Annotated in this window: 13 protein-coding genes; 12 read left to right on the top strand and 1 reads right to left on the bottom strand. The window is 35.8% G+C overall.

What is annotated here, in order from left to right; genetic code table 11:
- Window positions 1-13: 13 nt before the first annotated feature.
- Window positions 14-844, bottom strand: a complete 831-nt coding sequence (locus ACO05K_RS11875) for a polysaccharide biosynthesis/export family protein (RefSeq protein WP_421944646.1) — start codon at window positions 842-844, stop codon at window positions 14-16.
- 321 nt (window positions 845-1,165) lie between these two features.
- Between ACO05K_RS11875 and ACO05K_RS11870 the strand changes: the two genes are divergently transcribed.
- The 12 genes from ACO05K_RS11870 (at window position 1,166) to ACO05K_RS11815 (ending at window position 16,520) form a co-directional block, all read left to right on the top strand.
- Entirely contained in the window at window positions 1,166-1,633 is a 468-nt protein-coding gene (locus ACO05K_RS11870; RefSeq protein WP_421944645.1) for a hypothetical protein, read from the top strand.
- A 1,625-nt stretch (window positions 1,634-3,258) separates the two neighbouring features.
- Window positions 3,259-3,702: a hypothetical protein gene (locus ACO05K_RS11865; RefSeq protein WP_421944644.1), complete on the top strand. Its 444-nt coding sequence runs from the start codon at window positions 3,259-3,261 to the stop codon at window positions 3,700-3,702.
- A gap of 3,286 nt (window positions 3,703-6,988) precedes the next feature.
- Window positions 6,989-7,741 carry a glycosyltransferase family 2 protein gene (locus ACO05K_RS11860; protein WP_421944643.1) on the top strand — a complete coding sequence of 251 codons (753 nt, stop codon included), beginning with the start codon at window positions 6,989-6,991 and terminating at the stop codon, window positions 7,739-7,741.
- A 92-nt stretch (window positions 7,742-7,833) separates the two neighbouring features.
- Window positions 7,834-8,922, top strand: a complete 1,089-nt coding sequence (locus ACO05K_RS11855) for an MraY family glycosyltransferase (RefSeq protein ID WP_421944642.1) — start codon at window positions 7,834-7,836, stop codon at window positions 8,920-8,922.
- A gap of 615 nt (window positions 8,923-9,537) precedes the next feature.
- Window positions 9,538-10,539, top strand: coding sequence for a type I glyceraldehyde-3-phosphate dehydrogenase (gene gap / locus ACO05K_RS11850; protein WP_421944641.1), 1,002 nt, complete (start codon window positions 9,538-9,540; stop codon window positions 10,537-10,539).
- Between the two features lie 210 nt (window positions 10,540-10,749).
- Window positions 10,750-11,187, top strand: a complete 438-nt coding sequence (locus ACO05K_RS11845; RefSeq protein WP_421944640.1) for a GNAT family N-acetyltransferase — start codon at window positions 10,750-10,752, stop codon at window positions 11,185-11,187.
- A 6-nt stretch (window positions 11,188-11,193) separates the two neighbouring features.
- Complete coding sequence (locus tag ACO05K_RS11840) at window positions 11,194-12,387, top strand: phosphoglycerate kinase (protein WP_421944639.1); 1,194 nt, start codon at window positions 11,194-11,196, stop codon at window positions 12,385-12,387.
- Between the two features lie 145 nt (window positions 12,388-12,532).
- Window positions 12,533-13,231, top strand: coding sequence for a DUF1826 domain-containing protein (locus tag ACO05K_RS11835; protein WP_421944638.1), 699 nt, complete (start codon window positions 12,533-12,535; stop codon window positions 13,229-13,231).
- A 156-nt stretch (window positions 13,232-13,387) separates the two neighbouring features.
- The gene (locus tag ACO05K_RS11830) at window positions 13,388-15,415 is read left to right on the top strand and encodes a gliding motility-associated C-terminal domain-containing protein (RefSeq protein ID WP_421944637.1); all 2,028 of its coding nucleotides are present in this window, start codon (window positions 13,388-13,390) and stop codon (window positions 15,413-15,415) included.
- A gap of 269 nt (window positions 15,416-15,684) precedes the next feature.
- Window positions 15,685-15,921: a hypothetical protein gene (locus ACO05K_RS11825; RefSeq protein WP_421944636.1), complete on the top strand. Its 237-nt coding sequence runs from the start codon at window positions 15,685-15,687 to the stop codon at window positions 15,919-15,921.
- Entirely contained in the window at window positions 15,869-16,192 is a 324-nt protein-coding gene (locus tag ACO05K_RS11820; protein ID WP_421944635.1) for a hypothetical protein, read from the top strand. Before ACO05K_RS11825 ends, ACO05K_RS11820 begins: the two co-directional genes overlap by 53 nt.
- Before the next feature lie 37 nt (window positions 16,193-16,229).
- On the top strand, window positions 16,230-16,520 hold the full coding sequence (locus tag ACO05K_RS11815) for a hypothetical protein (protein WP_421944634.1): 291 nt from the start codon (window positions 16,230-16,232) through the stop codon (window positions 16,518-16,520).
- Window positions 16,521-16,536: the final 16 nt, after the last annotated feature.

Raw genomic sequence — 16,536 nt, 5'->3', positions numbered from 1 at the left:
AACCACCTCATAACTACCTCGTCACCGTAAATATCAAAACCGCTAAGTTAACCACAACCAATAAAGGCTGTAAAATATTATTATAACTCTGTAATTTTTCAGTTGTAGCTGCACTTTTTGTTTGCTGTAGAACAATAATATCATCATTCTGCAGAACAAGTTTTTTGCTGGCTAAACTGTTAATATCGTTAAGGTTAACGTAAATAATTTCAGGATTGCTGCGGTCACCACGAATAATTTTAAGCGTTTTCGGATCTGCAGTTTTGGTTATACCTCCTGCTTCTCCAATAATATCTATAAGTGTAGTATTTTCCCTTTCGAGCAAGAAATTACCTTGCTTACCAAATTCGCCAAGGAGGGTGACTTTTAAATTTACAACGCTTAATTCAATAATAGGATTACGAAGTAGTTGTTTAGCATATAAATCCTGAATCTTAATTGCAGCCTCTCTTCTGCTAAGTCCTGCAACCGGAATCTTACCAATGGCGGGCAAATTAACCTGACCATCTAAATCCACCGGATAAGAAAGCACATTATTAATGCTTCCAGAAGAACTACTTTGGTTGCTATTGGATGCAGATGCTCCACTTGCATTTCCTGTTGCACCAAATTCAGCATTTTGAACGTTGCGAATGGCCAGCCTGTCGTTTACTCTGATTTTGTAATAAGCATCGCTAATGCCTTGGTCGTTCACAACGTAAACCTGTTTTATGGTATCTGTTACCACGTCGCTTGAGGCATTAAATAAACTACGCTCTCTTCTGGCTGAACAGGCACCAAGAATAGATAAAAATAGAATAGAAGTAATAAAATATAATAATTGCTTCTTGAAAGTTATCGCCATGTAAGCCGCCCTCTTTTGATGTTTAGAAAAACAAAAATACTTTTTAAAATGACTTATTGAAGAAAAAAATGATTACGAAAATATTAACTTCTTTAACAAATCATTCCAAAAAAATATCAACCCGACAACCATACTGATTTATGATTTTTGTCAAAAGCATTCTCCACTGCTTAAGTTTCTTGCACTCTTATTAGGAGTATTTTTGCATTACTTAAATTTTTGATACTCATGCCTAATGTTGTTTTGAGTGTCATCAAGATGTTAGGGAGAGCTAACGTTACAATTGAAAATGTACTTTATAATAATGAAGTACATTAATTTATGGGTATAGGTGATTACTCCTTTGGGGAGTATATTTGTATTCCTCTATTGTTAAGCGCATCCCTAGAAGTAGTAAAATATTTTATGGGAAAATTTAGTTTTTTTATTGTTGCTTTTTTGTTAACTGTTTTTTTAGCCAATGCTGATACTGGCTGTTTGACAACCGATGGTCGGGTATTTACAAATAGAAATGGTTTATATTTGTTTTTTTGGCCAAGATACACATTTACTAACTCAACTCATTGGAGATCTTTTTCATCGGTTTACTGCGTTGAAGAAAGCAATGATGATTGTCGAGTTGATAGCTCGGTAAGTGGTTATGCGGATAGATGGGGTAAAACAATTACTTTCACAATTATACCTTGCCCACTTGATGACTACATTGTCTGGTTCATTCTACCTATTGGAATAGTAAGCTTCCTATACCTTCGAAGAAATCAAACGAATAACCAGATGAATGTTGGTTAATTTTAATACTTCGGCCAAATCACGGATATTTCTAAGCGACTAAATGAACAGTTATTGATTTAGTCTTTGTTCATTGTTATTCATTCTAAACATCTTTTTTTAAAATCAGTTTAATACTCGTCACAACCATTTTAGTTGTGGGTTATTGATTGATTGTTATGAAGTTGTGTTTTTACTTACTTCTTACAGTATTGCTATTTTGGGGTCTAAGTGCTAGGTGCCAAAGCTTGGGTTGTTACTATCCTGCTGATACACGCATTTATTCGTCAGTCGATTTTTTTGGAGTATGGTCTGCCCCTATTAATTTAAACTGTTCGGCTGGGAATGCAACCTACGCTCTGAATCTTACAAAACGACCCGGTACATTTAAATGTACTGCTACGGGTAGGTCATTTCTAGGTGGTGATGAGTATTATTTTAATGTTTTAAATTGTTCATTAGATGAAGAAATATTCCTATATGTTGTTACGTCGGCATTATTGGGCGTTTTTTTTATCAAAAAACATAAAAGTTGTATGATGATGTAGCGTATTTAGTGTAATTAATACACAGTTGCATATTTTTGTACTTGAAATCCATCCCGTTCCTATATACTAATGAAGGTTTTTCGAAGTTTTGTAATTTTATGTTTATTTTGCAATCTTAACTATTTATGTGCGCAACCAGTTCCTGGTCCAGGGTGTATGATTAAAGAAACCGTAACTTTTGGTTATGATAGAGTCTATCAAACACAATTGCCGAATGAACAAGGGTATACAAATGTCTATCGAGGGTATACAACCCCATATTCAGATTGGACAAATAGTTCAGCTCCACTTGATGATAAAAGAAGAAATCCTTGCTATAGATGGATTCCTAATACTGTAAATACTTCATGTAGAGTCAAATACACTTCGAATTGTGCGAGCCCTTCATGCTTCTATTCAGGAATTCATGGGCAGTTTACTGGCCCTGCCGTAAATTGTCCTGTAGATGACTATATTCCTTGGCTAATTTTACCTATTGGTGTCTTTGGTTTCTACTATATGCGTAAAAGAAGTCTTATAATATAGAGCTATAAGTATTGCGTTTTCTCACTTGAATCGGATAGGGTAAGGTCTTTAACTGCTTGCCGTTCTTAGCTGTAAAAGTCATAAATTGCTTTTCGGTTTGAAAAATAATTTCTGGCGTAGTTACCAGTGCACATAGTGATTTGGTATTTCATAATATAATTCCCTCTTGATGATTATATACCTTGGTTAACTATACCAATAGGCGTAATTATGTTTTATATTCTTTCGAAAAGGGTGTTCTCCGTCCAATAACAATATTTAATTCTTACTCAGCTCATCTGTAAATAAGGGTTAAGCTGCTGTAAAATGCCTTGTTCATTTTCAATACAACCTTTAGCTCTGCTTTTGTTCATTTTGTTCATTTTTAATTTTGAGTTTTTTGTTCATTTTCGCAGCGCCTATTTATGAAAAAATTAGTTAACTAATTTTTAATCATCCTTTTAAAATGCAATTGTTGTGTTCAAGATTTGATTACAAGTTTCGTTTTGTTGCAAAAGCAATCAAAATAAGCTTCATAATTCGATTTTTATCTGATAAGTATATGTCTATAAAGTTATTAATGGGTGAATCATTATGAGGAATCCAATAATAATATTATCTCTAATTATCTTACCAGTCTTTACATGTTACGCTGAAGATGTAGTTGGATGTTTGTATGATAATGATACAAAGCTGAGAGCTAATCCTATTGGTAATAGAAATCCCTACAATCCTTCAAATCCTAATTCAGGATACCCAGCATATAATGGAAATGTTTATACTGTAGTGACAAATAAAACCTTTGCAAATCTAAATTGCGATGATTATTATATCTCGTATAAGCCAGCAGATAGTCCTAGCACAAGATGTTATCCGTATAATGGTACAACATGGACTAACTTTAATGGGATAATTGCTACAATAAGTCGAAAGGTTTGTAATGTACCTATTGATGATTACATTCCAATTGTAGTTTTAGTATTTGGAATTAGCAGTTTGTTCTTTTTTCGGAGATTAGAATTAAATTCTATCAATTAATACTGAACAAAAAGAACGATCTTATAACTAGGTAGTGCCTATAGTTTTGTAATGAATCATCCATTACAAATAATGAAAGGCCTAAGATATTTCTTAATTGTTTTCGTATTGCTTCTCTTTCAAAATACCAACGCTGCAGATGGCTGTTTGGTTAATTCAAATATTTATTCAAATCCTGCCCCCACTGCACTAAATGTAAATTTATTTAGTGACTTAAAAATGTATACTAGCCCAGGGCAGTCCACAAGCTGCTTTTCAGGGACAGTTTCTTCTTCAACTGCATGTTACGTATGTGATCAAGGAGGAGAAATAAGCTCGGCAGTGAGTATAGGGAGTTTACTTTATTTGATAACCTGCAATAAGAAGACTAATGCATTAGGTCTGGGGCCATACTATTCTGCTCTACCCGGCACTTATTATTCAAGCTATGTGTTGCAATGCAACCTCGATGATTACTCCTGGGCGTTAGGCTCAGTAGCCGCAGCATGTGCTTTCATTATCATCCGCAGAAAGAGAAACTATTAGAATAGCAAGTCCATAGCTTAAGCATAGATCAAGTAGGGATAAAGCATAGATAAAGTATAGTAATAGTACTAAGTTATGCTAGCATAATATTCGGCCATTTGTTATCGGTTACCTGCTTTCAGTAATTAATGTTGTAGTATTTGATAATATCATCCTGAAAATATTTGATGGTCTACCTATCTGGTACTGCAAATCAATAATGTATTACATGTCCTCACAATTTAGGTCGACTTGCAAGCGAATTGCTTCAATATTTCTTTGCCTTATAAAAGGTATCTGTTAAGGTTTTATTGACCCTTTGTTAACCTTTTGGGTAAGCAGGGGGTTAACAAAGTAAAGGATGGGTTAACAATGGGTAATAAAAGGGTTAACAATGGGTTAACAAATAGTGAACTTGGGGATAGCTAGTCTGCACCAAAGGGATAATAATTATAAGTGAATAATTAACAACCATCAAATGAACTAATGGACTATGAATCGATAACCAATTAACCAATTTGTCAATTATCACTTTGTCAGTCTGAGCGTAGTCGAAGACCGTAGTTTATTAATAATCCATAAAGCAACTAAACCACCCCCGGCCCCTCCTTGAAAATAAGGAGGGGAGTCCCCTCAAAATTGCCAAACAGTTGCAATGTATAAGTTTAAACTTTGCCTAAGTTCCAATCTCCCAGGTAATTATTCAATCATCAATTTGTCAGTCTGAGCGTAGTCGAAGACCAGATTCAATTAATAATCAAATAACCGATTAACCTATTAAAACAATTCAACAACTAACCAATTAAACATCCAACTAATTCCACCCAACTAAGCCCAACCACAAATCTCCGTTCCGCTTTTAATCCGGCATGGTCTAGATTTCGGGATGCACAAATTGGCCTGGTTGCTAACTTCAACAGAAATCTAGCGAGCCGGCAGTTTATTAATTAGTTTTTTATTGATTTAAGTGCATTAATGAGCTAGCTCAAAAGCTCGGTTTTCTCTCTTTTTGCTGTCAAAAAGAGAATGGGCCTGTCCGGCCAGGACAATAAATTTAATCCAATTAATCAATTTGTCAATTATCAATTTGTCAGTCTGAGCATAATCGAAGACCAGATTCAACTAATAATCAAATACCAGAAGACCAATTAACCAACTAACCAATTCAACAATTAACCTAATCTCTTTCCACCCAACTAAGCCTCATACTATCCTTCATGCTATCTGGCATAGGAAGTGATGGAAGGAGAAAGCAATAAAGCTTTTTGCACAAGCATTCAAATTACCCAGGATCAAGGTAGCGTGTATTCCCGATTTTTCATCGGGCTTGTGCTACCGCAAATCAAAGCTTTATTAGGTTTATCCAACATCATTTCCAAGCCTTGATTTTTGGTTACCTTTTTATCAAGAAAAAGGTAAAAAAGCCAGTCCGGCCAGGACAATAAAATTTAATTACCAATTAATCAATTAGTCGATTATCAATTTGTCAGTCTGAGCGTAGTCGAAGACCAGATTCAATTAATAATCAAATAACCGATTAACCTATTAAAACAATTCAACAACTAACCAATTAAACATTTAACCATCCAACTAATTCCACCCAACTAAGCCTAACTACAAAACCTACGTTCCGCTTTTCGACCGGCATGGTCTAGATTTCGGGATGCACAAATTTGCCCAGCTACTTACTTTAACAGAAATCTAGCGAAGCGGCAGTTTATTAATTAGTTTTTTATTGATTTAAGTGCATTAATGAGCTAGCTCAAAAGCTCGGTTTTCTCTCTTTTTGCTGTCAAAAAGAGAATAGGCCTGTCCGGCCAGGACAATAAATTTAATCCAATTAATCAATTTGTCAATTATCAATTTGTCAGTCTGAGCGTAGTCGAAGACCGTTCCTTGTCAATAACCAACTAACAATTTTTAATAATCGATCAACCAATTAACGTTTTCAATTAACCAATAACCCATCCACCCAACTAAGCCTCATACTATCCTTCATGCTATCTGGCATAGGAAGTGATGGAAGGAGAAAGCAATAAAGCTTTTTGCACAGGCATTCAAATTACCCAGGATAAAGGTAGCGCGTATTCCCGATTTTTCATCGGGCTTGTGCTACCGCAAATCAAAGCTTTATTAGGTTTATCCAACATCATTTCCAAGCCTTGATTTTTGGTTACCTTTTTATCAAGAAAAAGGTAAAAAAGCCAGTCCGGCCAGGACAATAAATTTAATTACCAATTAATCAATTTGTCAATTCAACAATTACACAATTTACCAATTAAAACAATTCACCCTGAACTAAACCACTAAAAAATAAATTTGATTTTTATAAAAGTAAACCTATCTTGCTGTATGATTAATTATATAGCTAATGAAAAAGTTGTTATTAATCATCCCGCTCTTAACAATCCCAAAATTTATTTTTGCAGCAGATGGAATAGATGGTTGTCACATTACCACTGGCGTAACTGGTCAATCTCGACTATACTACACACCTTATACATCCGGCTCAGGAAGTCCAACGCATTGGATTGAAACCTCTGTCGGTCATGTGGCTATAATACCTTAACGCCAGCGAGATGTTTTAATACCACTAATGTACCATGTCACGTGTACAATTATGGTACAACTGCTTCTTCACCGGCGTTAGAAGATATCATGTATTCCGGTTTTTATGCATTAGTTACCACCAATTGTCCAATAGACGATTATGTGCCTGTATTTTTTATCTTTACGGCAGGTATAGCCTGCGTCAGCATCAATAAAAGGTATAAAAATATTAATGAAGGTATCTCTGATAACCGTAGTGTTTAATGGTGAAGCATTTCTTAAAGATTGTATCGAATCTGTAATCGCACAGGATTATGATGATATTGAATATATTGTAATTGATGGTGCTTCAAAAGATAATACGCTAAGCATTATTAATCAATACAGTTCGCACATCAGCCAATTCATTTCAGAGCCAGATAAAGGTTTGTATGATGCAATTAATAAAGGAATTGATTTAGCCTCTGGTGACGTAATAGGTTTACTAAATGCTGATGATATGCTTGCCAGTAATGATGTTATTACTAAAATTGTAGCGCTGTTTAATAATGATGCGGCGTTGGAAGCAGTTTATGGGGATTTAAATTACGTCCACCCACACACCTTAAAAATTATAAGGAAGTGGAAATCCAGGCAGGCCGAAAAAAAGGATTTATTAAATGGCTGGATGCCTGCACACCCAACTCTATATATTAAAAAAGACACCCTTAAAAAGCATGGAAATTATGCCTTAGATTTAGGTACTGCAGCAGATTATGATTTAATATTGAGGTATCTATATGTTTATGAAATAAGAATAAAATACTTACCAATGCTAATGGTTAATATGAGAATGGGTGGAGTGAGCAACGGAACTTTAAAAGCAATCTGGTTGGCGGCGAAAAATGATTTTATAGCCTTAAAAAGAAATAAACTTCCATTACCTTTAATTACATTGATGAAAAAGAAGCTGTTAAAATTTGAGCAGTTTATGATTAAATTATAAGTTTAAGTATTTCTTGATTTTTATCATACAACGCATACAAGCTTGTCACAATAAAATTGCATTGCCTATATTTGTAACACAATACAACAATTTTGTTAAAAACCCTATTACAATCAAATCCCGAACTATTTTACATAGCCATTTTTGGTTTAGCTACCGCTTTGGTTGTTTTTAGTATACCTTCAGTTATCTTTTCTTCTATAAAATATAGTCTTTTTGATACCAATGATATGCATCGCAAAAATCACAAGCGAAACATATCGCGTTTGGGTGGTTTGGCTATTTTTGGAAGTTTTACCATCAGCGTTTTGCTTTTTTCGGCGATTGTTCAATTTAAGGAAGCTAATTTTCTAATTACATCATGTATTATCCTGGCTGCATTAGGTTTAAAAGATGATGTTTATGGTACTAACACCAGTACTAAATTTCTCTTGCAGTTAGTCGTAGCGATAATATTGGTTTTCTTTGGAGGGTTCAGGTTAAGCAGTTTATATGGTGTTTTAGGAATTGGCGATATGAATATGTTTTGGGGAGGTGTATTTTCCGTAATCCTGATCATTTTCTTAAATAATGCTTTTAATCTTATTGATGGTATCGATGGATTAGCCGGATCTATTGGTATAACCGCAAACTTATTCTTTGGTGTATTCTTTGCAATGATGAATCAGGTTTCTTATGCTTTTATTGCATTTGCATTGGCAGGTGCTGTAACGGGCTTTATTAAATACAATTGGTATCCGGCAAAAATTTTTATGGGCGATACCGGCGCACTCATCATTGGCTTGGTAACAGCTGCCTTATCTATCAAATTCATCGAACTTAGTAAGTTTACGGGCGATTCAACACCGTTCGTCTTTTCTGCTCCGGCTATTGCTGTTGCCATTATCATAGTACCTGTATATGATTCACTTCGAATTTTTACGGTACGTACAATAAAGGGTAATTCGCCTTTTGTTGGCGATAGAAATCACATTCATCATCGTTTAGAAAGATTAGGATACAAACCACCTCAAATAATTTTACTAGCCGCCGGATTAAATGTCGCTGTTATTTTAATGGCATTGTTAATGCAGAATATGGGTAATTTCTTCCTGATATTTTTCATTATAGGTTTGTGTGTAGTTTTCGATTTTGTGCTTTTCTACCGCCTGCGTAAAATGGATAATGCCAATAGGAAGTAGTTCAATGTGTTTCCTGTTATGAGTTACCAGTAGGCAAGCGTTGAGCGTAAGCGATGTTCGTTTATCGTCCTTCGCTTCTCATCAACTTTATTCTATGTTGTCAGTCTGAGCGTAGTTGAAGACCATAAACAATTAAACAATTAATCAATTAACCAATTAAAACAATATCCAATAACCTAAATTTTTACTAACCAACGAACCAACGAACCAACGAACCAACGAACCAACGAACCAAGTTCTATTTCCACCCAGCTAAGCCCAAGTACAAAATCCCCGTTCAGCTTTTAATCCGGCATGGTCTAGATTTCGGGAAGCACAAATTAGCCTAACCACTGCCTATGATAGAAATCTAGCAGCCGCCAGTTATTAATCGGTTTTTATTGTTTTTTAACTGCATTAATGAGCTCGCAATGTGCTCGGTTATCATGTACATCAAGAATTAATCAATTTCCAATTTTCTATTTCCTTCAATCAGTCAGTCTAACCAAACTTCAATATTCTGCAATTAACCAATTCAACAATTAACCAATTCAACGATTAACCAAAAAACAATTAACCAATAATCAACTCAACAATCTCAAAATAAACATTAATTTTGCGCTCTAATTTTATTTAATGAGAATAGCAATTAACGGGTTTGGTAGAATAGGGAGAACCTTTTTACGTTTGGCCTTGGCCGAAGGATTTGAGGTGGTGGCGATTAATGATTTATCTGAACCAAAAACAATGGCACATCTTTTTAAATACGATACCGTTCACGGAGTATTTAAAGGAGCTGTTGAAGCTAAAACAGATGCAATTTCAATTAATGGAGTTTCTATTCCATTCTTTTCGATGAAACATGCAATACAACTTCCATGGGCAGCTTTAAAGGTTGATATCGTAATAGATTGTACAGGGAAAAATCTAAAACTGGAAGATGCAGAAGGACACATTCAATCTGGAGCAAAACAGGTTATAATCTCTGCGCCGGCTGCTGATGATATTCCGATGGTGGTTTTAGGCGTGAATGATAATGATATAGATTTGTCAAGTCCGGTTTTATCTAATGCAAGTTGTACCACTAACAACATAGCACCTATGATAAAAATTTTGAACGATAACTGGGGCGTTGAAGAAGGATACATTACAACGGTTCACTCTATGACGGGCGACCAAAATCTGCATGATAGTAACCATAAAGATTTACGTAGAGCAAGAGCAGCTTCATCTTCAATTATCCCGACAACTACAGGAGCCGCAAAGGCAATTACACATATTTTCCCTGAGTTAGAGGGTAGATTGGGCGGTGCTGGTATTCGGGTTCCGGTATTAAATGGTTCGTTAACTGATTTTACATGTATCCTTAAACAGAAAACAACGGTAGAAGAAATTAATAGTGCTTTTAAAAAGGCAGCAAGCAACGAATTATCAAACTTGTTAGAATATACAGAAGATCCAATTGTTTCTATTGATGTAATTGATAATCCACATTCTTGTGTGTTCGATGCACAGTTAACTTCAATAGTTGGCGATTTGGTTAAAGTTGTTGGATGGTACGATAATGAATTTGGTTACAGCAGCCGTATTGTAGATTTAATTAAAAAAATTGAAGCAAGCAAAGTTGAAGTGGTTTAGTTGGTATCTGTTGCCTGTTATCTGTTGCCTGTTGCGAAGTCACCAATTACCAATTAGACAAATACACAGTTAACCAATTAAACAGTTAACCAATAAAAAATTAACCAGCTAAACAATTAACCAATTAACCAAAAACTAAAAAACCAACAATCTCCTTAATTTACGGGAACGATTGCATAAATTTGAAAAATCCCTGAATTGAAATAATCTATGGTAAAATTTATATCGGCACAAGAAGTACTTCCCCTAAGAAGCATGATGCTGAGAAATGGTAAATCTTACGAGCATTGCATTTTTGATGGCGATGAAGCTTATGATACTTTCCATCTTGGCTATGAACTCGATGGAGAAATCAAGTCAATAGCAACCTTTATGCGGAACGATTTTTTTGAAAACGAGGGTGAGGGTTATCAGTTAAGAGGCATGGCTACGCATAGCGATTATGGAGGGAAAGGTTATGGTAAAGCGCTTGTAGATTTTGCCATCGAATACCTGAAAGAATACAATACGAATTATCTGTGGTGCAATGCCCGTTCAACAGCTGCACCATTCTATAAGAAAATCGGTTTTACAACCGAATCTCCAGAGTTCGACATACCGGGAATCGGATTCCATTACGAAATGAAATTAAACTTAAAATCAAAATAAATAAACATGAGAACAATAGACCAGTTTAACTTTAAAGATAAAAAAGCACTGATAAGGGTAGATTTTAACGTGCCTTTAGATGATAACTTTAAAATTACTGATGATAAAAGAATGCGTGCTGCGCTTCCAACCATTCAAAAGATTTTGAAAGATGGTGGTTCAGTAATTTTAATGTCGCACTTAGGCCGTCCAAAAGATGGTCCAACTGATAAATATTCTTTAAAGCACATTCTGGCCGATTTATCTTCTATGTTAAATTTAGAAGTAAAATTTGCTGATGATTGTATTGGTGAATCTGCTGTAAATCAGGCAAAAGATTTAGCTGCTGGCGAAGTTTTATTGTTAGAGAACTTACGTTTTTATAAGGAAGAAGAAAAAGGAGACAAGGCTTTTGCAGAAAAACTTGCAGGTTTAGGAGATGTTTACGTTAATGATGCCTTCGGAACCGCGCACCGTGCGCATGCTTCTACGGCTATTGTTGCTGAATTTTTTCCTGATGCTAAATATTTCGGTTATCTAATGGCTTCTGAGCTAGAAAATGCAGAGAAAGTATTAAATCATCCGGAAAGACCATTTACTGCAATTATGGGCGGTGCTAAAGTATCAGATAAAATCCTTTTAATCGAAAAATTATTGGATAAGGTTGATAACCTGATTATTGGTGGCGGCATGGCTTATACTTTCGCAAAAGCGCAAGGTGGCGAAATCGGCACTTCATTATTAGAAGCGGATAAACAAGAGCTTTCTTTAGAGTTAGTTGAAAAAGCAAAAGCAAAAGGCGTAAACTTAATTCTACCACTTGATACGGTAATTGCAGATAAATTTGCAAACGATGCGGATAAAAAAGCTGTAGATTCTGGTCAGATTCCCGCAGATTGGATGGGACTTGACATTGGCCCTAAATCAGCAGCTTTATTTCAGAATGTAATTAAAAACTCTAAAACTTTACTGTGGAACGGTCCGATGGGCGTTTTCGAAATGGAAAGCTTTGAAGTGGGTACTAAAGCCGTTGCTGATGCGGTAGTAGCTGCAACTAAAGATAATGGTGCGTTCTCTTTAATTGGTGGTGGTGATTCTGCTGCGGCAATCGCAAAATTCGGTTTAGAAGATGAAGTAAGTTATGTATCTACGGGTGGTGGCGCTTTATTAGAATACATGGAAGGTAAGGAATTGCCAGGTGTAAAGGCAATTAACGAATAACCTACTTATTTTTTATAGAAAAATAGGAGCCTGGAAGATTATCTTTCGGGCTTTTATTATTTTAAGAGTACTTAAGATGCCCATTTTATTGTGGCCACAATCTTTAGTATTTTTGACCAGCATTTAAAATGTGTTTAAAATAAGTATGATTGGTGAATTTTTGCATACAGAGCAGTTCAAAGTGGTTAATTCTTTTGAAGAACTTATAAAAGCGGAGTTTAGAGAAGAAATTAATGCGTTTTGCTGGGAAAGAAATTTAGCTGGAGATTTTAAAGAGGTTGTTTCTAAGCTTAAGCTAAAAGAAGACGTCACTGATGTATCAATTGAGGATCTTTTGAATCTTTGCTTATCAGTAAACGGTTCAATAGCAAGAGAACAAATCATAAATGATTTAACTCTATTAACAGATTTGGGAGCACTGCCTGTTCTTAATTTAATCAAGGCTTATCCTCGTGACCAGGAATTCGATTTTATTTCTACCGATGTATACTCGTTCCATGTTGACCGTTCACCAGTTAGCACGGATACTTTTTTGTGTACATACCATGGAGCAGCGGGAGATATCATACCGAATAATCAGGTTGAACAAAAAATTCTGATTCCGGAGATTAGGCAGAAGCTTAAAGATTTACATGATGGCGCTGAAACAGAATTTGAAGACTTTTTAAAAGAAAATTATTTCGATATGCATTATCAGCTAAAAACTGGCAGCACTCCTGTAAGTTTAGGTATTGGTAATTTATGGCGGTTAGCAGTAGATCGGCCTGGGCAACAAGTTTTGCCCTGCGTACACCGTGCACCCCTCGAAAATGATGGTGAATATAGATTACTTTTGATTTGTTAATGCATTATACCTCAATTATGAAACTAAAGATTTTTTTGTTAAAATCCATAGCCGGTAATGAATTTAGAAGTTACGGCAATTAATGATTAATTCTATATATTGCGAGTCGTATTTATAAATCCGAACCGCTTTTTATTAATTTTCGATTGCGCCCTCATGAAGATATATTTTCTCGCTGTAAATATTCTATTAATAATTCTCTCCCAATCTTTATTATCTAATGCTCAAACCAATCAAACCGTCTTAAGCGGCGAAAATACTGCAGCTGTAAATTTTGGCGCCTCTGCCTGTAAATACAATTGGGTAAACAATAATGCTAATATTGGCTTATCTGCAAGTGGAACAGGAGATATTAATTCTTTCGTTGCCACTAATAATACATCCAGACCAATTACAGCAACAATTACTGCAACCCCTGCTAGTTCTGGATTTGCATATATCGCCGATACTTACCTCAATATCGTTTCGGTAATTAATCTTTCAACCAATCTTGTAGTTGCAACTATTCCAGTGGGTTTAAATCCTATGAATGTAGATATAAGTCCCGACGGCAGTTTAATATATATAGCCAATTATCACGGTGGATCAATTTCTGTAATTGATGCGGCTACAAATACCGTAAAAGCGAGTATTATAACAGAAGATTATCAATTAGGATTTGTGCTAAGCCCGGATGGTAATCGAATTTATGCTATACATGGTAATGGCAATTTTTCCGTTATCGATACAAAAACAAACACCATTGTTAAAACTTTACGACTTAACATAGGAACTTACAGCTTGTGCGTGAGCGCTGATGGGAAATACGTTTACGCAGCGGCTGCTTATGATAATAATGTTCTTGTTTTCGATACAGAAACAAACAGTGTTGCATATAAAATACCAATAGGAGCAGGCTCAAATGCAGTTGTACTAAGCCCTGATGGACTTACTTTATACGTAACTGCAAGAGATAATACTATTAAAGTAATTAATACTTCAACTAAATCAATTATTTCTAGCATCTCAGTTCCGTACTCGAATGCGGTATCTTTAAGTCCAGATGGAAAAACCTTATACGTAACATCTAATGGAAATTCAGTATCGGTAATAAATACAACAAATAATTCTGTTACGGCAAGAATACCTGCAGGGCAATATGTAGAGGGAATTTCACTGAATCAAGATGGTTCCCGCTTATATATAATCAATCAGGTTCCTGGAACTGTATCTGTGTTAAATACAGCAACAAATTCAATTATAGCCGATTTCCGGGTAGGCTCAAATCCGTATTCTTTCGGCGATTTTGTTTTATCCTGCTCAGCAAAGCCTGTTACATTTACAATAACTGTTAACCCACTAGTTCCCGTTCCTAAAGCACTAGCATATGGTAATTTACAATCATTAAGTTCAGTTTATGGAAAGGCATCTGCTACAACAAGCTTCACTGTTTCAGGAGAGAATTTAGCAGAATCAGTTGTGATTACTGCACCAGATGGATTTGAGATAAGTACCAATAATAATCTTTTTAGTGCTGCTTTAACCATCGGCTCTGCCGAAAACTTGGAAGCCACTACAATCTATATTCGACTTAAATCAACTACTTCGGCTGGGGATTATTCAGGACAAATTCAAATCAAAAGTTCAGGAACTTCGGCAGAACTAACTATGCCATTAAGCTTTGTTGACTTAGCTCCATTATTGATTACTGCAGACAGCAAAACTAAATTCGTGAATACAGAAAATCCGGTTTTTACGGTAAGCTACAATGGTTTTGTAAATAATGATTTGCCTGCCATGCTTTTGGCTCAGCCTACAATAATTTCAAATGCAGATAAATTATCTCCTGTGGGCATTTATTTTATTACAGCAAGCGATGCGGTTTCACAAAATTATAGTATTTCTTATCAGGATGGATTGCTTAACGTTATCGAAAATGCATCAGCCGGTGTTATTCCAAGTGGATTTTCACCTAATAATGATGGAATTAATGATGTTTGGGAAATCAAAGGTCTTTCATCAGATTTACGTTGTAGTGTGAGTGTTTTTAACAGATATGGAGCCAGGGTTTTTTCATCTTTAGGATATAAAAGTCCCTGGGATGGCACAAGCAAAGGTAAGGCAGTACCTGTTGGAACATATTATTACGCCATTAATTTCGGAGATGGCCAAAAAGTTTCCGGCAGCTTAACTATTTTAAGATAGTTAAGCTCTAAAAAGACTCTTTCCAGTTTTTTCGAAATAGGATTCTATAAGTATAAAATTTTAACCCTAAATAACTTTGCACTTTGTAATCCAAATCAGCTCCAATCTTTAATAAAACTGGACATGATAGCAATAGCGTATGAGGCTTTCCTGCATGATGAATGCCTTTTTTGGTCTCACGCGCGTTGAAATGTTTATGACAGCTCACAGGGCATTTGGATTTTGTATAAAAATAATAAACCAATGCCGGTGCCAATTGTTGCATAGACATGGAAGAGCTAGCATACACAATCAAAAATAAAAGGGGAGATGATATTACTTATACCATCGTTGAATATGGCTCCAAGGATACCTTTGACTTCATGCCCAACGGCGAGACGGTAAGAAGGGTGGCGAAACAGAAGGGTAGCTGGGTACAGATTTCAGGAGCTGATACCGACCAGGAAATCCTCGATGAGCTGGGCGGCTTTATCGACCAGCACAACCAACAAAAAGCAGAGCACTAACGTTTGGTTTATGGAAACTTATAACATCGCTATCGGGGAGGATGAATTGCAGGCTTTTCAGGTTGGCATTTTCCCGGATAGTAACCAATCCAGCTGCCGATATCGTGTTTTCCAGAATGGGAAAATGGTTGCTTCTTTATCGCCCAATAGCCAGGGCTTTTTAGATATCTGCCAAAACCCAGGTCGCATTAGCGATGAACTGCTCGATAAACTCTCTGAGGCAATCGAATTGCGGCATCCTGAGCGGCTTGATGATGAGTCTGATGATTAAGAATTTGCATTTAATTAGCCATAAATAAAATTTGAGTATGACCACTAAAATAAATAAGCCTTCATTTAGCGAGGCAGAGAGAAACAAATTTGAAAGCGGTGTATTAGAAACCTTATATACTGAAACCGGGATACCCTACTTTGTCATCAAGTCTGGTTTGGACTTAGCCGAGTATGCTAGCTTGGCCAAGTTAGCCTTGGAGGACGAGCGTCAGATCGCACACGATTTTACAAGTAAGGTTACCGATGAATCGGGAGAACAGCAAGTAGAATTTACTTATCGTTCCAAATGGTTTCTCGATGGGCTGGCTACCAAAGATATGGAATAGGTGGGGGTCAACTGGA

Source organism: Pedobacter sp. (assembly GCF_965227205.1).
In the GTDB taxonomy this organism is placed as follows: Bacteria; Bacteroidota; Bacteroidia; order Sphingobacteriales; family Sphingobacteriaceae; genus Pedobacter.
This window is presented reverse-complemented; position numbering and strand designations above follow the sequence as displayed.

Coding starts and splice junctions, on each gene's coding strand:
- ACO05K_RS11875 (WP_421944646.1), bottom strand. CDS start 844: ATGGCGATAACTTTCAAGAAGCAATTATTATATTTTATTACTTCTATT.
- ACO05K_RS11870 (WP_421944645.1), top strand. CDS start 1,166: ATGGGTATAGGTGATTACTCCTTTGGGGAGTATATTTGTATTCCTCTA.
- ACO05K_RS11865 (WP_421944644.1), top strand. CDS start 3,259: ATGAGGAATCCAATAATAATATTATCTCTAATTATCTTACCAGTCTTT.
- ACO05K_RS11860 (WP_421944643.1), top strand. CDS start 6,989: ATGAAGGTATCTCTGATAACCGTAGTGTTTAATGGTGAAGCATTTCTT.
- gap (WP_421944641.1), top strand. CDS start 9,538: ATGAGAATAGCAATTAACGGGTTTGGTAGAATAGGGAGAACCTTTTTA.
- ACO05K_RS11845 (WP_421944640.1), top strand. CDS start 10,750: ATGGTAAAATTTATATCGGCACAAGAAGTACTTCCCCTAAGAAGCATG.
- ACO05K_RS11840 (WP_421944639.1), top strand. CDS start 11,194: ATGAGAACAATAGACCAGTTTAACTTTAAAGATAAAAAAGCACTGATA.
- ACO05K_RS11835 (WP_421944638.1), top strand. CDS start 12,533: ATGATTGGTGAATTTTTGCATACAGAGCAGTTCAAAGTGGTTAATTCT.
- ACO05K_RS11830 (WP_421944637.1), top strand. CDS start 13,388: ATGAAGATATATTTTCTCGCTGTAAATATTCTATTAATAATTCTCTCC.
- ACO05K_RS11825 (WP_421944636.1), top strand. CDS start 15,685: ATGGAAGAGCTAGCATACACAATCAAAAATAAAAGGGGAGATGATATT.
- ACO05K_RS11820 (WP_421944635.1), top strand. CDS start 15,869: ATGAGCTGGGCGGCTTTATCGACCAGCACAACCAACAAAAAGCAGAGC.
- ACO05K_RS11815 (WP_421944634.1), top strand. CDS start 16,230: ATGACCACTAAAATAAATAAGCCTTCATTTAGCGAGGCAGAGAGAAAC.